Origin of the sequence: Halalkalibacter okhensis (genome assembly GCF_000787375.1) — a bacterium.
Taxonomy (GTDB): Bacteria; Bacillota; Bacilli; order Bacillales; family Bacillaceae_D; genus Halalkalibacter; species Halalkalibacter okhensis.
Map to the genome: position 1 here is coordinate 24,521 of NZ_JRJU01000030.1, position 22,876 is coordinate 47,396.

A 22,876-nucleotide genomic window follows, 5' to 3' on the forward strand; every position below is an offset into this window, starting at 1 on the left:
TGTTTTATATCGCTTTCATTTCATAATAATCTTGAGTTGAAACCTGTCTAAATCCGCATGATGTATACAAATGAAGGGCGTGTTCATTTTCAGGCACGACTTCAAGAAAAACCTCTTGCCCTTTTTTCACCTCTTCTAACACAGCTTGAATAAGAGCTTCTCGACCTATTCCTTTTCCCTGTGCTTTAGGTGCAACCGCAAACCCGTAAATCCAGCTCTGCTCCTTTTCCTCATGCCAGCGTAGCTTCCCAACCTTATTATGCTCATAATCAATGATCACACTGCCAGAGGTTCCTCCGAGTTCATACATTGTGGCAGCTTCTTTTTTCTCCATTTGAAAGCAAGCGGCATCAAGCTCAATAATAAAATCGAAGTCATCTGCTTGCGCGGGTCTTAATGAGACCTGATCATATGTTGGTTTGAGATCCGTCGCCTCCCATTTCATTTGATACTCTGAAAATGAATAGCGTGAATACTTGTTAGCAAATGCCTTCCCGCTTTTTGAATTAGCAGGTGTATTTAATAAAATCGAATGAAACGATTGTTTTTTTAATTCCTCAAGTGCTTCTGTAAGCAACTGTGTAAAGATCCCTTGCCGGCGATTTTTTGGATGAACCATTCCACAAATTTCCACTTTATTGCCGAAGCTATAAAGAGCTAGAAACCCGACTAACTGTTCCCCTTCATAATGAAAAAAATCACTCTTTTCTGCTGCCTTTCGCGTCTCAAGCAAATCCCAATTTAACTTCAACTCAATGCCCTCTTCTTGCTCACAAAAGTGTTGCAGCTGTTTAATCTCATTTAAAGAGCTTTTTTTTAACATCACGGCATCCCCTTACGTTCTTTTTTTCTTTAAGAATACGCCACAAATATAAAAAAGCGCAAGAGGTGTCCAGTCCCTTGCGCTTTTAGTGTCCTAGTATAAATGTGCTTTTTATACTTCCTTCAGTTTACTCTCAATAATGGAAAAGCTCAAGAGTCGCATACAGTGTTCAAAAATCTTTCATAGTTATTTGAATTTAGGGGTTTACAAATCAAAAATCTCTCTAACTGTTATCCCTCTAATGCTTCACGAAGCTCATTCCCGGAGTTTTCCCACATTTGTTCGTTATGACTTTTCAAAAATTCAGCCAGAATCTTCTTCGATTTATCATCCATATCATCAACGAGAATTTTTCCTTTTAGTGATTTATCCATTTTATTTACATGCTCAGGCAAGCTTTTATATCCACGTCGAATCTCTAGATCCACTGTCATTTCGCAGCCCGCGACACCTGCGTAATATGGCTTTCCGTCTTTATGATTGATCGTCACCCAAACAAGCCAGTACAACTTGCCATTTGGTACTTTCTCCTTATCAGGAAGAAACTTAATACGCTTTTCAACAGCCGAACGAGCATGCAAGGCCCCCATATCGACAAATGCCTCTCCTTCAGTAGGGTCAACAAATACAGGCGATACGTTATCTAAGTTCATGGTACCCGCTCCGTATCCACCGTGGCCGTCGGTTGAATCATTACTCAAAATATTAAACCCCGTGCTTTTTTTCTTTTTCAGGTTATCATTATTTAGTAAGTCCACTTATAAACACCTTCCTTTCACTGCCTTTGTTCAAATTTTACACAAAACAACCTACAATATGCTAGTGTTAAGTAATATTCATTTGTGCATACGCAGGTTAAAAATTCGGCGTTCCCGCTAATAAAAAACTCACTCAAAAAAGAGCGAGTGAAACTTTAGTGAGTGAGCGTGCGCAGCGTTTCAATAAATTCGTATGCTTGTTCGATATCTTCTTCTGTGTAATTCGATTTCTTTTTTAGTGTGAACACTTTTTCTTTCACTTCAGCACGAGGCAGCTCCTCAAAATACAAGAGCGTTGAAACAAGTTCTAAGAAACGTGAGCTTTGGCCGTTTAATTGTCCTATAAGCTTTTCTGTCTCGGGCAAATCAAATTGATACAACTCCAAAAACTTTTGTCCTTCTTCCGAAAGAGCATAGCGGTATTGATAATAATTGCCTTTATCCTCTTTGTTCTCTAAAAGGAAGCCTAAGTTACATAACTCTTCCATCCGCAAGCTTAGTTCTTCTGAATACGGTCCAAACATATGAAATTTAAACCGCTCTGAAAATGGCACGTCCATTTTTTTTGCGATATAAATCATCTTTTGCAGCTTCTTCCGTCCAACAACCTCACCTGCTTGCAAAAAAAGTGCCATCACATTTGCATGATCCTTCAGCAAAGCCTGTTCCCCCTTTTATACATTCAATAAATCTCGAATCTTCTTTTTCACTTCTTTATGTTCACGCTCATCCTCTAAGTAATCAAGCGGAAAATAGAGCTTATGATCGGTACGTTTCTTTCCAGAGATCGCTTCAACAACATCGGATTCTCGCGATAGCTCACGTAACTTTCCATTTGGCATAATTAAATGGATCGGCAAGCGCTCTTCTTCTTCACCAGGACGATAAAAGTCGTACGGCAGATCTGACGATGAATCAACGACTAAGTAGTAGTCAGGATTCAAGTCCGCTTGACGGAACAAATCTTGCAAGAGCGGCCAATCATTCATGCGCAAATTCGGATTAAATTCGACGTACTTAAATAATTTTCTATTACAGAATCTTACACAAAGATCACGTAAAATGCGATCCTCTTCTTCTTGCCAAATTTGAAAATAATAGAGAGTTATCGCCTCATCTAACCGCAAATAATCGTCCAAGCTCCCTTTTCCATCAAAAAACGAGTAAAAGTGGTGTGGCTTGTGCTTAAACTCATAGCCTTGTTCATATAATTCCTTTGCTCGCATAAAAATTTTGCTTAAAATGACCTCTCCGCTCCGTGTCACAGGGTGAAAATAGACTTGCCAGTACATTTGATAACGACTCATGATATAGTCTTCAACTGCATGCATTCCACTTTGCTTAATCGCTACTTGATCCTCCATCGGACGCATAACACGCAAAATTCGTTCCATATCAAAATGACCGTAACTTACCCCTGTGTAATACGCATCACGTTGCAAATAATCCATACGATCGGCATCAATTTGACTCGAGATAATACTTGTGACTAACTTATTTGAATAGGTCTTTTCAATGACATCAGCAACTGCCTGCGGGAAATCTGGGCTAACATTTGTGAGCACTTCATTGACTTCGGTGTCTCCTAAAATAATTTGCCTTGTCCATTCTTCATGGTCCGTATCAAACACTTTTTCAAAGGAATGAGAAAATGGCCCATGACCGACGTCGTGCAAAAGGGCCGCCGAAAGGGTAAGGAGACGCTCATGTTCATTCCAATGAGGACGTCCATGGAACACATCGAGAATTCGTTTTGTAATCTCATAGACCCCTAACGAATGGTTAAAACGCGTATGCTCTGCCCCGTGAAATGTCATATACGTTGTACCGAGCTGCCTAACTCGACGCAGACGCTGGAATTCCTTTGTGCCAATTAACGCCCAAATCAATTCATCCCGCACATGGATGTACCTATGTACTGGGTCTTTAAATACCTTCTCTTCTTCCAATTGACCATAATAAGGTTTTGTCATATCCGTTCCTCTCGTTTCCGGTAATAATATCTCCATTATAAAGGAAGAACGAGCTCATGTCAGGAGGTTATGGGCACTGACCCCAACAGCACATAAAAAATCCCAGTTTTTTATTCAACTGGGATTTATTTTTTTAGTTTTTTCATTACTTTTTCAATGAGTTGATCTTCATCTGGCGCTGCGACCGGACGATTATTCACAAATGCAAACGACTTTTTTCTTCCTGGCCCACAATATGATTGGCATTTTATATCAATGGTTGCTTCTGCATCCACTTTTTTTAAACGTGGGATAAGTGTTTTAATGTTGGTCGCTTGGCATTCATCACAAATACGAAATTCGTTTGCCATTTTACCTGACCCTTTCTCTTACTAATATCTATATGTTAAACGGAATCATCTCTTTTTAAACCATGAACTAGTATAACATAAAGTTCAAGAGAAGCAATTGATTATTGCTTTTAACAATATGTGTAAAGACGTGTAACCAGCGTAACCCCTTCTTTTTTCCACTCCAGAAAACCCATGCTATAATAAGAAGATGATGAAAGGGAGTGCAACCCTTTTTCGATTTCATGAATATGTATAGGAGCTTCGCCCATGACTATTTCTATTCCATCTGTTTCACCTACTTGGCGTTTTGTAGACCACACAACATTTGGGCCGCAATTTGACGCCCTCCAATCCTTTGCCTATGATGATACACTTTGTACGTTTATTGGCCAACAGCAAGGTCTTTCTACCGTCAGAGCGTGGGTTCACCACCAAACGATCGTCCTTGGCATTCAAGATAGCCGCCTGCCTGATATCGACGATGGACGTACCTATTTAGAATCACAAGGGTACCGCGTGATTGTTCGCAATTCTGGCGGACTTGCCGTGGTCTTAGATGAAGGTGTTTTAAATCTCTCCCTTATTCTTAAGGAGGAAAAAGGCTTTTCAATTGATGCTGGTTATGAGCTGATGTACGCCCTGATCAAAAAGATGTTGGCCCCTTATTCTATACAAGTTGATGCTTACGAAATCGTCGGCTCATACTGCCCAGGAAGTTTCGATTTAAGTATTGGCGGAAAAAAATTCGCAGGCATTTCACAGCGCCGAATCCGTGGAGGCATTGCCGTTCAAATTTATTTATGTGTAACGGGCAGTGGCAGCGAACGCGCTCAGTTCATTCAGCAATTTTATCAAGAAGCAGTGAATGGCAAGGAAACAAAATTTGATTACCCAATCATCCAACCTCAAACAATGGCATCTTTAAATGAGCTTCTTCATGAGGAATTTACGATTGCCAAAATCATGACGCTTTTATTGCAAACGATGCAAACAGAAGGTGTACAGTTAACCGTTCAGCCGTTTTCTACGGAAGAACAAAGCTTATTTTTAGAGAACTATGACCGAGTGCTAGCCCGTAACGAAAAAGCATTAAAGCGGTAAAAATGGAGGAACTAAAGAGAGGGCTGCCCCCTCCCCTCCACCATACAAAAAAAGGCCAGCTTAGCCGGCCTTTTTTTGCATATATTAGTTCATTACCTTTTGATTAATCGCCTGCATTGCTGTAATGAGGGAAAGTTTATACACATCCGCTGCGTTACAACCGCGTGATAAATCATTTACTGGTTTATTCAGTCCTTGAAGAATTGGCCCAATGGCATCATAGCCGCCGAGACGTTGTGCAATTTTGTAACCTAGGTTCCCTGACTCAAGGCTCGGGAAGATGAAAACATTAGCTTGGCCTTGAAGCGGGGAATCTGGTGCTTTCTTTTGTGCGACCGCAGGAACAAACGCTGCATCAAATTGGAACTCCCCATCAATGACTAAATCCGGTCTGGTTTCTTGTGCTAATTTTGTTGCTTCAGATACTTTTTTCGTTTCAATTGAAGAGGCTGAGCCTTTTGTTGAGAAGCTTAACATCGCTACTTTCGGGTCAATTCCAAACACTTTTGCTGTTTCAGCTGTTGCGATCGCAATCTCAGCTAACTCTTCACTGTTTGGTGCAATGTTGATCGCACAATCACCAAAGACAAATTTCTGCTCTTCTTTCACCATAACGAACACACCGGATGTACGCTTAATTCCTGGTTGTGTTTTAATGATTTGTAATGCAGGACGTACCGTATCACCTGTTGAATGAGCAGCTCCACTAACCAATCCGTCCGCTTTACCAAGATACACAAGCATCGTACCAAAATAGTTCACATCAAGTAGTAGCTTGCGCGCTGACTCTTCTGTTTCTTTCCCCTTACGACGTTCGACAAATGCAGCAACCATTTCATCCATTCCGTCATAATTATGTGGATCTAAGATTGTCACATCATCACCAAGGGCAATTCGGTTCTCAATAGCCTTCGCACGTACATCTGAAACATTTCCGACTAGGATTGGTGTAACCACACCATCCTTTGCTAAATTGGCTGCGGCTTCTAACACTCGTTCGTCTGTACCCTCAGGCAACACAATCGTTGGATTATGTCGTTCAACCTGTGCTTTTATTTCTGAAAAAAGATTACTCAATGTTGATTCCCCCTAAACTCTTACGCTCTATTCATTATATGTTAAGGATACTCCTCTTGCATGCAAAAAGGAACCATATTTGTCAAGTTCACTAAAGTGTTAATTTTTCTAAAAATCACTATGTTTTCGCTTTCACACTTACTACATTAGCATTTTTCGTTATTTCTAACATTACCTTTAGGATGACCAAAGGATTCGAAGCATATGTGTCGAATAGATATTACCAGAAAGTGAATGATCATTCATTTTAAAAGGAGGTTCTTCATGTCTTCATCTATTGTTTTATACAAAGTTGAGAATGAAACCGCAACAATTACACTGCACCGTCCAGAGGTCAAAAATGCATTAAGCAAAGAAATGCTCGATGAAATGTTTCTTTGTTTTTTAAAGGCTAACGATGACAAAGAGGTAAAAGTCATTGTCCTCGAAGGTTCAGGTGATGCTTTTTCTGCTGGAGCTGACATTAAAAGCATCCCCTTAGAGGACATGCAAGCGTTTGACTACGGTACGTATTTAGATGAAACGTATAACCGATTAATTCGCCAGATTGTCTCGACACCCAAACCTGTCGTTGCTTATGTCAACGGGCTCGCTGTTGGGGCCGGTTTGAGCATTGCTCTTGCGTGTGATTACCGAGTGGCGAGCGCTAATGCAACATTTGGTCTTGGGTTCTTAAAGATCGGTCTTGTTCCTGATGCAGGGGCATCCTATTTTCTTCCGCGTCTCGTCGGATTAAGCAAATCAATGGAATTCGCTTTAGGACAAATGGTTTCAGCAGATGAAGCATTACAAATGAATCTCATTACCCAAATGGAACAATTGGATCCACTCGTTTCTCAATTACGCAATGTTCCACCAACGGCCTATCAATTAATGAAGAAAAACTTCCTTCACGGCTTAGATCATCACCTTGAAGACGTGTTACAAATGGAAGTGGATGCCCAACGTCAAGCAGGAAAAACAAAAGAACACCAAGCTGCTATTATGAGGTTTTTAAAAAGGTAACAAATGGCTATGCTAAATTAGCGTCGAGGCTAAATCAAAAGGTCTAAATGAACCTTTTGATCTAGCCTCTTAACAATTTAGACACTTCTTCTTCTGTATCCCTAGCTGTGTTCATGGCTTCCCAGTTTTAAATATGATATAGTATCGGTGATTACATATTTGAAACGACTTTTGATTACAAGGAGATGATCTTAATGAGTGAAGCTGCAATTACATTAGATGGTTGGTATTGCCTGCACGATTTCCGTACGATTAATTGGCCGGCATGGAAAACGATCTCAACAGAAGAACGCGAGCAAATTTTAGCTGAATTCCATTCGATGATCGATAAATGGGAACAAACAGAAGCAAGTGAGCAAGGAAGCCACGCGATTTACTCAATCGTTGGTCAAAAAGCAGATCTGATGCTTATGATTCTTCGCCCGACAATGGAAGAATTAAATGAAATTGAAGCTGCATTTAACAAAAGCCGCTTAGCTGAATACACCATTCCTACTTACTCTTATGTATCCGTTGTAGAATTAAGCAACTATATGGCTGGTGAAAGCGATGAGGATCCTTATCAAAATCCACACGTTCGTTCACGCCTTTACCCACAATTGCCAAAGGCAAACCATGTATGTTTCTATCCAATGGACAAGCGTCGTGACGGCGAGGATAATTGGTACATGCTTCCGATGGAGGACCGTCGTTCACTTATGCGCAGTCATGGCATGATTGGTCGTAGCTATGCAGGAAAAGTAAAGCAAGTGATCACTGGCTCTGTTGGTTTTGACGACTGGGAATGGGGCGTTACCTTGTTTGCAGATGATGTTCTTCAATTTAAAAAACTTGTCTATGAAATGCGCTTTGACGAAGTATCTGCTCGTTACGGTGAGTTTGGTTCTTTCTACGTTGGAAACATCCTTGCGCCTAGTCATCTATCTAGATTCTTTCACGTATAAATACTCATTGACCACATCGAAAAAAGATGTGGTTTTTTTTCGTCTGAATTTCAAAAAGATGGGACAGGATAACGAGACTAGGCTAGACTACTCACTAAAAAAACTTATGCATACGCCCCTTTTTTAAGTCATATAGTGAAGTAACTGCACCGCCTACGGCAAATCATCCTTTTTTCTTTTTAGGATGCAGTTTTCGTTTCTTATCTCTTACAACATCCAAGATTGTCAACTTGATAGGAGGTGAACGAATGGCTGTTATTAAAGCTAATTCAAATGATATCGATATGCTTGCAAGACTGATGCGAGCGGAAGCAGAAGGGGAAGGAGAACTTGGAATGTTAATGGCAGGAAATGTCATGGTGAACCGTACCAGAGTTCGTTGTTTGGACTTCGGTAACGTCAATACCATTCCTCAAATGGCCTATCAGTCTCCAGGTGGATTTGAAGCTGTACAGAAGAGCTATTTTTATCAAAAAGCCAGGGAAAGAGATCGGCGCTTAGCACGCCGGGTTGTCAATGGTGAAAGGTTTCATCCTGCAGAGTTTTCATTATGGTTTTTCCGTCCAGAGGGAGCATGTCCAGCACAATGGTGGGGGCAGTGGAATACTGGTCGTTACAAACTACACTGTTTCTACCAACCTTTGCAAGCAGAATGTTCTGAAGTATTTGGGACGTTTTAACTAAAACAAAAAGGGGCGATCAATGTGTATCAACAACCGTGGTATCCGCAACAGCAAGGAACATCAGGATATGGACAGCAGGCTTACCCAGCACAACAACAGCAGCCCACTCAACAAACAAGTCAATTGCCTTATCAATCATCACAAATGTATCAATATCAAGTACCTGGATTTGCACAACAACAACAACCAACCCCAGGAATGAATGGACAGCAATTTTTTGGCCAACCGGATGGCATGCTGCCACTTGAGCAATCTTTTATCGAGAACATTCTTCGCTTAAATCGGGGAAAAGCCGCTACGTTTTATATGACATTTGAAAACAATCCTGAATGGAATGCTAGAGTATTTAGGGGGATTGTTGAAGAAGCTGGTCGAGACCATATTATCGTTGGTGATTTCGAAGACCAAACACATTACTTACTACTGATGGTTAATCTTGATTATGTTGAGTTCGATGAGCCAATTGAATACGATTATCCGTTTAACGGTGCTGCACCATTAGCTACCTACTCACCTCGTCCGGATGGGTCCTAATTCTCGCTTCAATAAACATAGAAAACACCCCTGTTATGAGTTCCATAGCAGGGGTGTTTTCATGTAAAGAATCGGTAATATAATTATAGCCCTCTCAATACAGCTAATCCTAATAAGACCCAGCCAACGATAAAAGCAAGGCCACCGATTGGCGTGATCGCACCCAGTTTCGTTACTCCGGTCAGTGCCATCGCATATAGGCTTCCTGAGAATAGCAAAATGCCAATAAGGAAGCTCCAGCCTGCCCCATTTAAACCTGGCAGCGGGGTTTTTAGTGCAATGATCCCGATAGCAACAATTGCCAACCCGTGAATCATATGATATTGCACCCCTGTTTGATAATTTTTCATCATTCGCTCTGTAAGTCTAGGTTCTAATCCGTGTGCACCAAACGCACCAATCACAACGGAAAGACCCATCACGATGCTACCTATTAATAAAAATAATTTAGCCACTTTTGTTCGACTCCTTTTCAAATTAACTTAAGCCAATTGTTACCATGACTTTATTTATAAGGCTGTTTTCGTATACTTTTTATGGGTGGATGTGTTCTCCACGTGTTCATTCCATTGCGTTCCAGCCACTCGCACCCGCAAGGAGGTGGCGAGCCTCCTCGGCCTGTGGGGTCTCGCCCCTACCTCTGCATCCCGCAGGAGTCGAGTGGCTTCCGCTTCATTCCACTACGAGAAAAAAATTCTTAACAGCCACCAATCTTTATGAAAAACTCCCATGGCGGCGCTTCACGCCACCACCGTCTATCAGAAAAAAGTAAAGTTAATCGCTAGTAATGAATTGCTTCAACTCACTTTGTTCATATTTGTAAGTCTTGAAATACTTAAATTTTGCTTTTTTCATAAAAACAACCTTTCCAAAACAGCCATTTTCAAAAAAGTCTGATGATATTTTGCCAATTTACGTGAAATTCCACTTTTCTTTAACTAAAATAGACAAAAAGGAGGTTATATATGAGCTCTATTCAGGTTCGTCCTTATACCCTGTCTGACTTTGAAGGATTATTAGGTGTTCAAAAAGAAGCATTCCCTCCCCCTTTTCCAGAGGAATTATGGTGGTCACGGAATCAAATTGAAGCCCATATTACAACATTTCCAAAAGGAGCTTTGTTAGCTGAACTAGATGGGATCGTCGTTGGTTCTGCCACGTCCCTCCTTATTGCTTTTGACGGCAAACCGCACACATGGGATGAAGTCGCAGATCACGGCTACATCCAAAAAAGTCATAATCCTGCAGGCGATAGCTTGTATGGAATCGATTTATGTGTACGGCCTAGCTACCGAGGAAAAGGCATTGCAGGCGCTCTATATGAAGCCCGAAAAGAAACCGTTAGACAGCTCGGACTAAAACGGTTCATCGCCGGCTGCCGTATTCCGAATTATCATGAATATGCAAACCAACTCGATGTAGACAGCTATGTAGAAGCTGTAGAAAAAGGAGAGATTAAAGATCTAGTTCTTTCCTTTATGTTAAGGCAAGGCCTGCGTCCACTTCAAGTGATGCCAAACTATCTTGAAGATGAAGAATCGCTTGACTACGCGGTGCTCGTCGAATGGAGAAATGATCAACTTTAGCAATGGAGCCACTGAAAAAGGTGAAAGTCGCACCTTTTTCAGTCCCTTCTTTAAAAATCGAGGATGTTTCGATCCTTCTCATCCATCTCTCCACCACTTTGAACTAGCGGCTTTGCCACGCTAATTGGCTGTGGTGTCGCCTGATTTCCAAAACTTTGTTGAGGTGTCATTTGCATTGGCATCTCTTTTGCAGCAGGTGTTGAGCCTTTTAATAGATTGCAGTATGCTTCAATAACCGCTGAAGTCTCACGAACGGTTGCCTGGTCGCCATTAGAAATGGCTTGTCTAAGTTTTGTTACTTGAGATTCTATGTGGTCGCAAATTTGGTTTGCTGGAATGTTCATTTTGTTCTCCTCGCTTTTGTGTGAATGATTTTATATTATGTAAGGGAAAGCTCTCCCTTTTGACCTTAATTTTGCGTACACCGGGAGCACTGGCTTCTCTCGCCGTGCGCCTTACGAGAAACCCACTCGTAAGGCTTAAAACATGACGGCGGCTCCGCTTTGCGCTTCGGCATAAAGCAAAAAGGGAAAGTTCGCCCTTTTGACCTTAATTGGGCGTACATCGGGAGCGCTGGCTTCTCTCGCCGTGCGCCTTACGAGAAACCCACTCGTTAGGCTTAAAACATGACGGCGGCTCCGCTCAGCACTTCGGCATAAAGCAAAAAGGGAAAGTTCGCCCTTTTTGCTTTATGCCTCTAGTTTATCATAGTCCTCCTCACAACAAAAAGAAGGAGCTGATCGGGTTAGTGATCAGTTCCTTCTTTTTGTTGTCTTGATGCAAAGATAGCCTTGACACCTGCTATGTTCACTCCTTGTTGGATGAGTGATTTGATTTCGAGAAATCGTTCGATGTCTTCTACTGAAAACATTCGTTGATTCCCTTCATTTCTTGATGGTTTGATGAGCCCTTGTTCTTCATAATAACGAATTTGTCGGGCAGACAAGTCCGTCATCTCCATTACTACACGGATGGGAAAACATGCTTGACGTCTTGAAATGTCTGACTTCACTCGCTCCCCTCCTCCTTCGTTACCATTCTATGATTGAGACAACCGACCTTTAGCTAAGTAAGTGTAGACATCTCGTAATGTCTCAAATCCCTTCTCTTTCGCTAGTCGAATGTTTTTTTGCCATAATTGTGCCGTAATTAGCGCATCCTCTAATGCATGATGCCTCTTTTGTACGGGTATCTCGTAATATGCACAGCACTCATCCAATGTGACGAGTTTTTCCGGTACGACAATTTTTGTTAAAAAAGATGTGTCAATGATCCTATGTTGAAATGTCGTCCGTAATGTTTGCCATGTTGCATGAGACATGAATTTCTTCTCATGAGAAGCATGGTGGGCAACAAGAGTTGAATGCCCGATAAACTTATAAAAATCAGATAACACATTCACTAATGGCGGAGAATCACTTAACTCTTCCGCTGTTAATCCTGTTAAATCTAGTATTTCAGCTGAGGGAGAATTAGAACATTTTACAGTGGAGTAAAAGGTGTCCTCCTCATATATCTCCCATCCTTTCATTTTCACGGCTCCAATTGAAAGGATACTATCTCCTTTATCCGGGTAAAACCCACTCGTCTCCAAATCAAAAATAATAAAGGAAAGCTCAGAGAGCGGGCGATCTAGAACGTCTTCTTGCTTTAACTGACGTTGAATTTGACGTAATTGAGAAAGTCTGGCAGCATCAGACTGCTGTTGAAGTGATGTATAGACATTGGGACTTAATCGATTTGACAACTGCTTAACTAGTTGCACCATATTATTTATCATTGTTTATTCACCCTTTTAGCAGCCTTTCTATAGTCTGATATAGCCTTTGCCCTTCTCTTACCCAATCTTTTAATCGCCGTTTCTCTTCCTTGCTTAAATCTTCAATAGTGAGGTGATGAATGTATTCATACTGCTCTATGTTTTTTTGCCATAACACTCGTTGCTCCAACAAATCCTCAAATGCTTCCTGTAATTTTTTTACCTCACTATGCTTATTCGACAATTGTTGAAACCTCTCAATGGTTGAACTTGCTAATATTTTCTGCTCAATTGCAAGTAACCGCAAACCATTAACGTAAGGAAAAAGAACAATTTGTTTAAAATCGAACTTTCCTTTATGGATTCCTTTTGTTTCTACTAAAAGCTGATTAAACAACCCAATTCCCTTTTTCAGTCTTCCTGTATTTTCCGTTAACCTTTTTAGTGATTGAGGGTGGCTTTGTATGAATTCATAGGTCGTTTGTTTTAACTGTTTGACTAGTTCATGTTTCCCATACACCGACCTCGCATCCACAAATGTCAGCGTGTATCTAAGCGTTTCCCATCTATCTTCTCTCAACCAACTTTTTAGTTGCTCCTCCCATTTCTCAAAGGAGCGACACCATTTCGAATTTGATGCCATCACATTTCCGTCACAGCGATCATATCCTACTTTTTCAAGAGCATAGACAATTTCTCTTCCAAGATAGAGGAAGTATGACTTATCCTCTTCATTGCTGCTTTCATAAACAAGTCCATGATCTTGATCACTCCAAAAGGATTGCTCGAGTCTGCCTCCACTTCCCATAAGAAAGAAAGCAAAGTGAGCGGGCGGTTGGCCCCACTCACTTTCTGTCTTTTTAAGAGCGAGACATACCGCTTTTTTTATGATCTGTTCATGACTATCTTGAAGTGAGGCCGAGGTATGCTCCTGTTTATGAATAGTCGAAAGGCGTTCTTCGTATAAAAGCCGAAGCCCTTCATCCCATTCGTTATCATTAAAGGTAGGATAACTCTTTGCCCCTCTCATCTATTAAGCTCCTGTCTTTTCGTTTCCTGGCATGCTTTCAGGATAACCGTAGCTGCCGTGCTCACTAAGGTCAAGACCAACAATTTCTTCTTCCTCAGATACACGAAGTCCTCCACATACAGCTTTTGTTACTAACAGTAAGATGTAAGAAGCGATAAAGGCGAACGCACCACACGCGACAACACTCAAAACTTGAACTCCTAGTTGACTAAGTCCACCGCCGTAGAACAAACCAGCTGACCCACCGTTCATAGCTGCAAGCTCAGGAGTAGCGAAGAAACCAGTAGAGATTGTACCCCAAACACCCGCTACACCGTGAACAGATAATGCAAAAATTGGATCATCAATGCGAGCTTTGTCAAAAAACTTCATTGAGAAGAATACAATTAAACCACCAACGATACCGATAATTACAGCTGCCCATGGAGCAACGAATGCACATGATGCTGTAATGGCTACTAGACCTGCTAATGCACCGTTTAACATAGTTGGCACATCGGATTTCCCTGTCATTGCCCAGGCAATGAATAGTGCTGCGACTGCACCAGCTGCAGCTGCTAATTGTGTATTTAATGCTACATATCCAAAGAATGCGTCTGCTACTTCTAATGTACTACCTGCGTTAAATCCGAACCAACCTACCCAAAGAATGAGAACACCTAGAGCTGTGTAAACTTGGTTATGGCCCGCTAGATCATTGGCTGAACCGTCTTTGTTGTATTTACCTAGACGTGGCTTTAATAAAATGGTCGCTGCAAGTGCTGCCATCGCACCTGTTAAGTGAACTACTGTAGAACCTGCGAAATCTTGTTTTCCTAAGTCAGCTAACCATCCGTCACCCCAAATCCAGTGTGCAACGATTGGATAGACAAAAGCTGAGAATAGGACCGCGAAAACGATGTATGCTGATAATTTTGCACGTTCTGCAAATCCACCAAAAGCAATGGTTAATGCGATTGCTGCAAACATTAACTGAAAGAAGAAATCAACGGATCCAACTAACCCTTCATCTGCAGTAGAGAAGTCGCCAAAGAAGAAATCAGATAATCCAATAAAAGCATTTCCTTCCCCGTATGCAAATCCCCAACCTACAGCCCAATAGACTAATGAAGCAATACCGACTGTGAAGATCGTTTTTCCGGCAATGTGTCCTGCGTTTTTCATACGGGTTGAACCCGCCTCTAAAAGAATAAATCCACCTTGCATAAAAAGAACTAAGACTGCACAAATCATTACCCATAAATTATCCATAAGTGCTAATTCAGTCATTTCTTTCCTGCCCCCTTTAAATGTGTACACGTTAGCGTCAGAGAAGCTAACATCTGTTGTTAGTTCTTATTATACGTACGAAATATTCTGAATCTACTCTATTGTCAGGTATTCTGACACACTTTTAAATCAAGCTCCTTATATGTAAAGGCTTACCACACTGACCTTACTAGCGTTTCAGCGAAAACAAAAAGACCTACGCAATTTTTGCGCAGGCAAGCGAATTTTATGTACATTGCATGTGAGATTTTACAATTTAGTCGATTTCCCACTCTATGGAGCCTTGTCCATTTTCTTTTAATAGTTGATCGATCGTTGAAAAAGGCTTGCTTCCTAAAAAGCCGCGATGAGCAGAAAACGGACTTGGATGTGCCGCTTCGATTATGGCATGTCTCTTATTTGTGATCATGCCTTTTTTTGCTTGGGCGTGCTTGCCCCACAACACAAAAATAACAGGCTGTTCTCGATCATTTAATGCCTTGATCACCGCATCGGTAAACAGCTCCCACCCCATTCCTTTATGAGAAGCTGCCTCTGATTTTCGAACAGTGAGTACGGTATTCAATAGCAGTACTCCTTGTTTTGCCCACGAAACAAGCGACCCATGGGTTGGACTCTCATGACCAAGGTCTGCTTGAAGCTCTTTGTATATGTTTTTTAATGAAGGTGGAATTTTTACTGTTGGCTTTACAGAAAAACTAAGTCCATGAGCTTGATTGGGCCCATGATACGGATCCTGACCTAAGATGACTACTTTTGTGTTTGAATACGAAGTGTACTCTAACGCTTGAAAAACTTCCTCTTTTGGTGGATAGACCGTATATTTTTCATATTCCTCCGTTAAAAATGACAGAAGTTCATTGAAATAGGCTTTTTCTAACTCAATATTTAGGACATCTTGCCAATCATTTGTTAGTTTCATCTCGACACTCCTTTGTTCCTTTCATAGTATACCATTGGATTCTTTCCGATCTCATCCATTTGCTGTCCAAACTTCATCATATTCAATCCAAAATGAGACTGTTGCTGTCCAAACTTCGCCACATTCAATCCAAACGCTTCCAACAACAAAAAAACCCGCCCCCGCAAGAAGCGGAAACGAGTATGCATCCTACTATTTTTTTGTTGTATCCTCTTTTAAGCCAAGAATCCAAGTCGCAATAAAGGCACCTGCTAAAGCGATCAACATTCCAATTAAGTAGTTGATAATGTTGGCTGTTCCAAACGGTGCGGCGATGGCGATCATCGGAATTCCAGTTAATCCATAAGCGTTAACAAAGACGTTCGTAAATACAACATACGCTCCACCTAAGGCACCACCAATAGCCGCTCCAATAAACGGACGCATAAAGCGTAAGTTCACACCAAAAATAACAGGCTCTGTAATTCCAAGGAATGCAGAGAACGATGCAGGAAGTGCAATTTCCTTCACTTTTTTATTTTTTGTTAGGAAAAATACGGCAAGGCCGGCACCACCTTGAGCAACATTAGCCATCGCCCAAATTGGTAGTAGGAAGTTCACACCTAAGTCAGCGATAAGCGCTGCTTCAATGGCATGGAAGCTGTGATGAACCCCTGTAATAACAATCGTCGAGTACAGTCCACCAAAGATAAGACCCGCAAAAACCCCGGCTGTATTATAAATAAAATCAAGACTCCACGTTAGTCCATTTCCAAGCCATGTTCCAAGTGGCCCGACAAATAGCATCGCAATAAACCCGGTTAACATGACGGTAATGAAAGGAACCACTAGTAAATCAATCGCATTTGGAACGATTTTGCGTAAGCCTTTTTCGATTTTACTCATAATGTAAACAACGAGCAGGATTGGAATAACCGTTCCTTGGTACCCGAGCAATTCTACATTCATTCCTAAGAAAACAACGGACTCTGGCACGGCATCGGTAAGCATCCATGGATTCAGTAACACTGGATGTGTCATAATTCCACCAAGAACCGCTCCAAGATACGGATTCGCTCCAAACTCCTTCGCTGCACTAAACCCAATTAAAACAGGAAGAATGATAAATGCCGCACTTGAAAACATATCCAAAAATAAAATCCAAGGACTATCAGGTGAGACCCATTCAAAGGCTGTCATCATTCCAAGCAGCCCCATTAACAACCCACTTGCCACAATAGCTGGAATGATCGGTACAAATATATTAGAAAGTGTACGAGCAAGTCGAGCGAATGGATTCATTTTCTTTTTAACCGCATCGCTGTGATTGACTTGCTTTTCTCCTTCCTCTGATGCATTTGAACCGACTCCTGTCATACTAACAAATTCACCATATACTTTATTCACTAAGCCTGTTCCGAAAATAACTTGAAATTGCCCCGAAGCACTAAATACACCTTTGACCCCGTCAAGTTCTTCGATGGCTTGTTGATTTGGTTTGTCGTCGTCGTTTAAGACGATACGCAAGCGAGTGGCGCAGTGTGTAGCACTAATTACGTTCTCTTTCCCACCTAAAAGTTCAACTAGTTCACTAGCAACTTTTTTTGTATCCATAACTTCTTCCCCCATTCTAAGCTGTTATATTTTTATTAAATGCGGAATCTGAACTTCTTTATCTGCAACAAAAAAAGACCTAAAATGGACCTAACCGATACGCGTAAAAGATACACGTATCCCGTTAGTCCATCTTAGGTCTTGCCTGCTTTATCAGTAACAATCCCACATATCCAATTGATTCCGCTTTCAGTTTATACCTTTTCAGCACCATTCGTCAATATTGTTTGCAAACTTTCTCATTGGAAATATTTAATTTGTAAAAATCCCCTTAATGATTCGTACGATCAATCTCGGTGCATACAAAAAGAGTTCAATAAAGAAACCAATCACATCAGGCAGCCATAAATACTTATCATCAGACTTTTTTCTCTTTTTGTCCATTTTATTCAGGCCCTTCTTCATGGAAATCTAGTTCAAACTGTAAATTCATCGGCTCATCAGGTAGATCTTGCAAGGGCTCTTTCGAAGTTACCTCGACCGTTTCGTCTACTTCCTCAAAGGTAATGTTATCGATCCAAACACTCCCTGCTCCACATAGCAGCAAACCAATACTAATAATCGCTCCATCACTTGGAACATCGAGCACTATTTCATACTGATTCCAATTCACTGTCCCTTTAATGGCACGCGACTCCATATTGTCAAAAGCAACTATTTCCTCCGCTTCGCCATCAACCCGCATCCATAACCCCGCCCAAAGCTCGACGTTTTCCGCTTTGACAAAAGCCGCAAAGCGCATGCGTTTATCACGGTATTTTTTTGCTTTAAACATTTGCATCATCGTCCCAAATCCACTAATTTGCTCTTTCTTCGATCGAATGACTCCAGACGCTCTGCCACCATGAACAGTTTTGAAATCACTACCCATCTCATAATCGAATGGGTTCGACCCACTAGGGAGCCATCCTCTAGGCATAACGTGTTCCATTGGAATATCCTCCTCTTTTACCATTAATTTGCGAGTGAAGCGCCGGTACTTGGCTGGGCTGACTTGAAATAAATGCTTAAATGCTCTCGTAAACGATTCTTGCGATGAAAAATGATATTTAATCGCTATATTTATAATTTTTTCATTTGTCATCACAAGATCGCACGCAGCATGGGTTAGACGGCGACGCCTGACATACTCAGCTAAAGTCATTCCCGTTACGGATTGAAAGATTCGGTGAAAATGAAAGGGGGAATAAGCAACATGTTCTGCTACTTCCTCAGTCGAAATGACTTCTGTTACGTGCTCCTCCATATAGGAAATGGATTGTTGAACTACTTTTACGTATTGATCTCTCATCAAATCGACTCCCTTCTCACTTATCATAACAAAACAATTTTATCCATTTTTGATATTTTTTGCGATTCTTTTGAAAAGGCTATATTCGCATACTTTGTTTTTTTTATGGCTTACTTGTCCTTCACATGTTCGTTCCTTTGCGCTCCAGTCACTCGCACCCGCCAGGAGGTGCCGAGCCTCCTCGGCTGTGGGGTCTCGCCCTACCTCTTCATCCCGCAGGAGTCAAGTGACTTCCGCTCCATTTCACTATGAGAAAAACTATTAAATAGCATCAATCTTGCGAAAACAGCCTTTCAAAAAGATGATGTTCAAAATAGGTAACAGGTTCAGGTTTTGGAGGGCAACGTGTTTGCCGGATCCTCATTCCGTTATTTCTTACTTTCTTCATGTTTTTAGCATGGTTCCGGATTCTGGTTCCGTTATTTGCCTTATTAACTTCAATAGATTTTGCATAAATAGCGGAACCAGGATCCACTTACGCCCTTTAAAACAGCTTTTCTTCCTAATAACGGAATGAGGATCCACTTCATCTATTGATGCCACCAATTCCCCCCCTGTTATTGTGTCAAGCCCTCTTGGCACAACTGCTAAAAGGGCGCTAAAAAAGAAATCCCCTCCTTTTCTAGCGCCCTCTTTAAGCCTTTAATTATTTAATTTCCATGCTTCAATCGATACATTTTCTGTTCCACTAGCCGCAAAGGAAATGCCTTTCTCCTCTACATCTGGATAGATCCGTGCCGTAAAGACTTCTTCGCCGTCATTGATAAACACTTCAATCGAAGAGGTATCAAGGAACATGCGCACACTCTTTAATTGATTCAAATGGCAAAATCTCTCCTCCACCGTCTCCCCGTCAACATAGCTGATCCGGTCTAGCTTAAAGAGTTTATCAGTCGGGTTGTAAACAAGATTGGCATGATTCCGAATATGAATGGTTATCGTACTCGTTACCGTCTCTAGTGTTTCAAGGTTGATTTCGATTGCATCCCCTTCCACACCTTCAAAAGCTTGAGCTTTGCTGCTAAGGTTAACAGCTTCATATTTGACCCCTTCACTACGCAACTCTTTTAGTTCCTCTACTGGAAGTTGATAGACTTTGCCGTTTTTTAGCTTCAATTCTCTTGGAAGTGTCATGGCGTGAACCCACTTATGCTCAATTGTCGGGTGGTCCTCCTCACGCTCTTCTGGTAGCCCAAGCCAACCAATCATAATACGGCGACCTTTTTCATCTAGAGTTGTCTGCGGCGCATAAAATTCAAAGCCGCGGTCTAACTCAACAAATTCTCCGTGGTTGTATTGAATCGATTCATAATCTAATTTGCCGATCACATAACCGGCTTGATAGAGATTTTGATAATACGTTCCACTTGGCTCTAGTCCTTGCGGAGAAAAAACCAATACATCTTGCCCATCAAGCTCAAATAGATCGGGACATTCCCACATATAACCAAAGTCTTCGAACGACCCGATATGAGCTCCTGCAAATGCCCCAAGATGCTCCCAGTTCTCTAAATTTTTTGAACGAAAAAGTACCGCTTTACCCGTTTCATCGAGGCTTTGCGCACCAATCACCATGTAGAAATATTCGCCATGCTTCCACACTTTTGGGTCGCGAAAATGCGGTGTATAATCTTCAGGTAGATGAAGGACAACCCCTTTTTTCTCAAAGCGAAAGCCATCTTTTGACTCTACCATAACTTGATAGCTTTCTCGGTTGTTGTTTTCATCCTTCACATTACCGGTGTAAAACAAGTACATCTGGCCATCATGCTCGATTGCACTGCCTGAATAGCATCCATTTTTATCAAACCAATCACTTGGTGTAAGGGCAATGTCATGGTGCTCCCAATTGACGAGGTCCTTTGATGTGTAATGGCCCCAAAACTTGGCGCCATGTCCCGTGTTAAACGGATTCCATTGATAAAATAAATGATAGTCTCCTTTGTATTGGATAAACCCATTCGGATCATTTAACAACCCCACAGGCGGCATTACATGATAAGCCAATCGGTAAGGGTCGGCCTCCACGACTTCCCTATATTTGTTTACTTCCTCATATGCTTGTTGACGTAATTGTTGATCTAACCCTTGCATCATCTTCGCTCCTTTGTATTCTTTTTCGTGAACTCATCGTATCCTACCTTCGGATACCTTGGCAAACATAACGTTATTCCTGACTATAGAGGGTTTTATCTTGCCTGTTTAGCGCTTTCTCTAACACTTGAATTGTTAAGTCCTCTGTAGAAGGTAGCGTAAGATCAGCTCGTACAAGCGACGGTTCACTTCCGACACCCACGGAAAACATCTCTGTTTGGAGAATTCCTGTTAAACCCGCCTCTCCATCTTCTATAGCCACACAATCAGTTGGTGAAACATGAACCATTTCTGCAGCTTTCAGAAAAATTTCTGGATCAGGCTTTCCCCGAGTTAATTTCGTTACGTCAACAACTCCCGCAAAATAAGGAAGGAGCTCAAGCCTTGTTAGCACTCTGCTCGCATTTTGACTCGCTGAAGCAACAACCATCGTCACTCCACTTTCTTTTAATTCTTTAATAAAAGACCGTATTCCAGGTTGTGTGTCTTTTTCGGTTAGTTCGTTAATTAACTGGATGTAATGGCTGTTTTTTATTTCACAGCAGCTTTCAAACTCTTCATCTGATAAAGAGACACCTGACTTTTCAACAATCGCTTGTACGGTTGCTCTGCGACTTAATCCTTGCAGCTTTTGATTCCATTCCTCATTAAATGCTATACCGAGTCGATCGGCTACTTTTTTATTAACAATGTAATGTAAGTGAACTGTATTTGAAATAACTCCATCCATATCAAAAATAACTGCTTTTATTTGCTTCATACACATCCCCCTAAATTTATTTAGCAAATCGAAAAACTTTTTATAGGCATTGATTGTTAATTTGTGTAAAATAGAGCTACATTAACGGAGAGGAAGTTGAATATGCCGAAATCAGAGCATCAAATAGGCGTGTTCGCCGCTATTTTTGCCTACTTAATTTGGGGAATTCTCCCCTTGTATTGGAAGCTTCTTGAACCAGTATCGGCTGGCGAGGTGCTTGCTCATCGAATTGTCTGGTCATTGGTCTTTATGATTCTTATCTTAGCATTTAAGAAACAACTTCGTTCAAGCTGGAAGGAATTCATCTATATCTTTACCCATATTCGTTCAGCCGTTGCTATTATTTTAGCATCTTGCTTTATTACGTTAAACTGGTTTGTATTTATTTGGGCGGTTAACAGTGATCGTGTCGTTGAAGCTAGTTTAGGTTATTACATTAATCCACTAATCAATGTTTTGTTAGCGATGGTCTTTTTAAAGGAGCGGTTTACACGTTGGCAAGGCATTTCTATCGGATTGGCGTTTATCGGGGTTGCGGTTATGACGATTTTCTACGGAGTCATCCCGTGGGCAGCACTGATTCTGGCCGTATCATTTGGATTATACGGGCTTATTAAAAAGATGGTAAAAACCGGGGCCATGATTGGTCTTACGATCGAAACCTTATTAATGGCACCATTTGCATTATTGTTTTTAACGTGGTTCTACAAGCAACCAGAGAATTCATCGTCGTTTGGATCCGTTCATGCCGAGACAACATGGTTACTAATGGGGGCCGGCGCTGTCACAGCGATCCCTCTGTTATTATTTGCGATTGGCGCCAAGCGCATTTCTTTCTCATTGATTGGCTTCTTGCAATACATGGCGCCCACGATCATGCTTTTAATTGGGGTCTTTTTATACAACGAACCCTTTTCTCGCATTCAGCTAACTGCATTTATCTTTATTTGGGTTGGGTTGTTCATCTTCTCAACTTCAAAAACAACTGTGTTCAAAAAGCTTACAAGTAAGATATTTAAGTCAAATTCTAAGCAAGAACCAAAAGCATCCTAACAAGCAGCAGAAGGCACTGAAGAAGGATCATTCGAGGCCACTGTAAAAGTGCTCGTTTATTTAGGACTTGAAAAGGAGCTTTGATCTCGCTCCCGGGATGGGGGGCACGCTTTCCGCAGGCGGGCGTTGAACTAACCGGCTGCGCCGGTGGATTTCAACCTGCCCTTCCCTCCTGCAGGAGACGGCCCCCCATCCCGTCCGCTTGTTTTAGAGGAAAGATAGAAATTCCCTACATTTCAACGATCAAAAGAAACTAGGGTAAATAGCGCAAAGAAGGCACTGAAAAAGT

General features: G+C 41.4%; 26 protein-coding genes and 1 pseudogene. 7 read left to right on the forward strand and 20 right to left on the reverse strand.

Features of this window, described 5'->3' with window-relative positions; all coding sequences use genetic code 11:
* Positions 1-4: 4 nt before the first annotated feature.
* The 5 genes from LQ50_RS18025 to LQ50_RS18045 all read right to left on the reverse strand — a co-directional run bounded on the left by LQ50_RS18025 (position 5) and on the right by LQ50_RS18045 (position 3,904).
* Positions 5-823, reverse strand: coding sequence for a GNAT family N-acetyltransferase (locus tag LQ50_RS18025; protein ID WP_034631907.1), 819 nt, complete (start codon positions 821-823; stop codon positions 5-7).
* 230 nt (positions 824-1,053) lie between these two features.
* Positions 1,054-1,581, reverse strand: coding sequence for a YwhD family protein (locus LQ50_RS18030; protein ID WP_084138915.1), 528 nt, complete (start codon positions 1,579-1,581; stop codon positions 1,054-1,056).
* A gap of 155 nt (positions 1,582-1,736) precedes the next feature.
* Positions 1,737-2,240: a YwgA family protein gene (locus tag LQ50_RS18035; protein WP_034631909.1), complete on the reverse strand. Its 504-nt coding sequence runs from the start codon at positions 2,238-2,240 to the stop codon at positions 1,737-1,739.
* 15 nt (positions 2,241-2,255) lie between these two features.
* Positions 2,256-3,554, reverse strand: coding sequence for an HD domain-containing protein (locus tag LQ50_RS18040; protein ID WP_034631911.1), 1,299 nt, complete (start codon positions 3,552-3,554; stop codon positions 2,256-2,258).
* Between the two features lie 125 nt (positions 3,555-3,679).
* The gene (locus tag LQ50_RS18045; protein ID WP_034631914.1) at positions 3,680-3,904 is read right to left on the reverse strand and encodes a YuzB family protein; all 225 of its coding nucleotides are present in this window, start codon (positions 3,902-3,904) and stop codon (positions 3,680-3,682) included.
* 249 nt (positions 3,905-4,153) lie between these two features.
* Here LQ50_RS18045 and lipL point away from each other — a divergent pair, with 249 nt between their 5' ends.
* Positions 4,154-4,987 (forward strand): octanoyl-[GcvH]:protein N-octanoyltransferase, encoded by an 834-nt coding sequence (gene lipL, locus LQ50_RS18050; RefSeq protein WP_034631916.1) that lies wholly within the window; start codon positions 4,154-4,156, stop codon positions 4,985-4,987.
* Positions 4,988-5,071: 84 nt separating this feature from the next.
* Here the strand turns inward: lipL and pta are convergent, their stop codons facing one another.
* On the reverse strand, positions 5,072-6,064 hold the full coding sequence (gene pta, locus LQ50_RS18055) for a phosphate acetyltransferase (RefSeq protein WP_034631920.1): 993 nt from the start codon (positions 6,062-6,064) through the stop codon (positions 5,072-5,074).
* Between the two features lie 264 nt (positions 6,065-6,328).
* Between pta and LQ50_RS18060 the strand changes: the two genes are divergently transcribed.
* The 4 genes from LQ50_RS18060 (at position 6,329) to gerQ (ending at position 9,230) form a co-directional block, all read left to right on the forward strand.
* Positions 6,329-7,069: an enoyl-CoA hydratase/isomerase family protein gene (locus LQ50_RS18060; RefSeq protein ID WP_034631922.1), complete on the forward strand. Its 741-nt coding sequence runs from the start codon at positions 6,329-6,331 to the stop codon at positions 7,067-7,069.
* A gap of 194 nt (positions 7,070-7,263) precedes the next feature.
* Positions 7,264-8,013, forward strand: a complete 750-nt coding sequence (gene hemQ, locus LQ50_RS18065) for a hydrogen peroxide-dependent heme synthase (RefSeq protein WP_034631924.1) — start codon at positions 7,264-7,266, stop codon at positions 8,011-8,013.
* A gap of 248 nt (positions 8,014-8,261) precedes the next feature.
* Positions 8,262-8,693, forward strand: coding sequence for a cell wall hydrolase (locus LQ50_RS18070; protein ID WP_034631926.1), 432 nt, complete (start codon positions 8,262-8,264; stop codon positions 8,691-8,693).
* A 24-nt stretch (positions 8,694-8,717) separates the two neighbouring features.
* Positions 8,718-9,230: a spore coat protein GerQ gene (gene gerQ, locus LQ50_RS18075; RefSeq protein ID WP_237563746.1), complete on the forward strand. Its 513-nt coding sequence runs from the start codon at positions 8,718-8,720 to the stop codon at positions 9,228-9,230.
* An 83-nt stretch (positions 9,231-9,313) separates the two neighbouring features.
* Here the strand turns inward: gerQ and LQ50_RS18080 are convergent, their stop codons facing one another.
* Positions 9,314-9,685, reverse strand: coding sequence for a DUF423 domain-containing protein (locus LQ50_RS18080; protein ID WP_034631931.1), 372 nt, complete (start codon positions 9,683-9,685; stop codon positions 9,314-9,316).
* Between the two features lie 510 nt (positions 9,686-10,195).
* Between LQ50_RS18080 and LQ50_RS18085 the strand changes: the two genes are divergently transcribed.
* On the forward strand, positions 10,196-10,816 hold the full coding sequence (locus LQ50_RS18085) for a GNAT family N-acetyltransferase (RefSeq protein ID WP_034631933.1): 621 nt from the start codon (positions 10,196-10,198) through the stop codon (positions 10,814-10,816).
* 50 nt (positions 10,817-10,866) lie between these two features.
* Here LQ50_RS18085 and LQ50_RS18090 read toward each other — a convergent pair whose 3' ends face one another.
* The 13 genes and pseudogenes from LQ50_RS18090 to pgmB form a co-directional block, all read right to left on the reverse strand.
* Positions 10,867-11,160 carry a DUF5327 family protein gene (locus tag LQ50_RS18090; protein WP_034631936.1) on the reverse strand — a complete coding sequence of 98 codons (294 nt, stop codon included), beginning with the start codon at positions 11,158-11,160 and terminating at the stop codon, positions 10,867-10,869.
* A gap of 422 nt (positions 11,161-11,582) precedes the next feature.
* Positions 11,583-11,828: pseudogene (locus tag LQ50_RS18095) on the reverse strand (MerR family transcriptional regulator); the annotation flags it as partial.
* A gap of 27 nt (positions 11,829-11,855) precedes the next feature.
* The gene (locus tag LQ50_RS18100; protein WP_034631938.1) at positions 11,856-12,596 is read right to left on the reverse strand and encodes a 3'-5' exonuclease; all 741 of its coding nucleotides are present in this window, start codon (positions 12,594-12,596) and stop codon (positions 11,856-11,858) included.
* 7 nt (positions 12,597-12,603) lie between these two features.
* On the reverse strand, positions 12,604-13,605 hold the full coding sequence (locus tag LQ50_RS18105; protein WP_034631939.1) for a DUF294 nucleotidyltransferase-like domain-containing protein: 1,002 nt from the start codon (positions 13,603-13,605) through the stop codon (positions 12,604-12,606).
* A gap of 3 nt (positions 13,606-13,608) precedes the next feature.
* Positions 13,609-14,874, reverse strand: a complete 1,266-nt coding sequence (locus tag LQ50_RS18110; RefSeq protein ID WP_034631941.1) for an ammonium transporter — start codon at positions 14,872-14,874, stop codon at positions 13,609-13,611.
* Positions 14,875-15,130: 256 nt separating this feature from the next.
* Positions 15,131-15,796 carry a uracil-DNA glycosylase gene (locus LQ50_RS18115; protein ID WP_034631944.1) on the reverse strand — a complete coding sequence of 222 codons (666 nt, stop codon included), beginning with the start codon at positions 15,794-15,796 and terminating at the stop codon, positions 15,131-15,133.
* A complete protein-coding gene (locus tag LQ50_RS25530) occupies positions 15,793-15,945 on the reverse strand; it encodes a hypothetical protein (protein ID WP_161784699.1) in 153 nt (50 codons plus the stop codon). The genes LQ50_RS18115 and LQ50_RS25530 overlap by 4 nt, the downstream gene beginning before the upstream one ends.
* 43 nt (positions 15,946-15,988) lie before the next feature.
* Positions 15,989-17,389: a sucrose-specific PTS transporter subunit IIBC gene (locus LQ50_RS18120; RefSeq protein WP_034631946.1), complete on the reverse strand. Its 1,401-nt coding sequence runs from the start codon at positions 17,387-17,389 to the stop codon at positions 15,989-15,991.
* Between the two features lie 252 nt (positions 17,390-17,641).
* The gene (locus LQ50_RS26315; RefSeq protein WP_272913733.1) at positions 17,642-17,773 is read right to left on the reverse strand and encodes a hypothetical protein; all 132 of its coding nucleotides are present in this window, start codon (positions 17,771-17,773) and stop codon (positions 17,642-17,644) included.
* Position 17,774: 1 nt separating this feature from the next.
* Positions 17,775-18,680 (reverse strand): helix-turn-helix transcriptional regulator, encoded by a 906-nt coding sequence (locus LQ50_RS18125; protein ID WP_034631948.1) that lies wholly within the window; start codon positions 18,678-18,680, stop codon positions 17,775-17,777.
* Between the two features lie 384 nt (positions 18,681-19,064).
* Positions 19,065-19,223, reverse strand: a complete 159-nt coding sequence (locus tag LQ50_RS25535; RefSeq protein WP_161784700.1) for a hypothetical protein — start codon at positions 19,221-19,223, stop codon at positions 19,065-19,067.
* Positions 19,224-19,322: 99 nt separating this feature from the next.
* On the reverse strand, positions 19,323-20,774 hold the full coding sequence (locus LQ50_RS18135) for a glycoside hydrolase family 32 protein (RefSeq protein ID WP_152608251.1): 1,452 nt from the start codon (positions 20,772-20,774) through the stop codon (positions 19,323-19,325).
* A 73-nt stretch (positions 20,775-20,847) separates the two neighbouring features.
* Positions 20,848-21,534: a beta-phosphoglucomutase gene (pgmB, locus tag LQ50_RS18140; RefSeq protein WP_052144843.1), complete on the reverse strand. Its 687-nt coding sequence runs from the start codon at positions 21,532-21,534 to the stop codon at positions 20,848-20,850.
* A 102-nt stretch (positions 21,535-21,636) separates the two neighbouring features.
* On the opposite strand from pgmB, the gene rarD reads away from it, so the two are divergent.
* A complete protein-coding gene (gene rarD, locus LQ50_RS18145; RefSeq protein ID WP_034631958.1) occupies positions 21,637-22,587 on the forward strand; it encodes an EamA family transporter RarD in 951 nt (316 codons plus the stop codon).
* Positions 22,588-22,876: the final 289 nt, after the last annotated feature.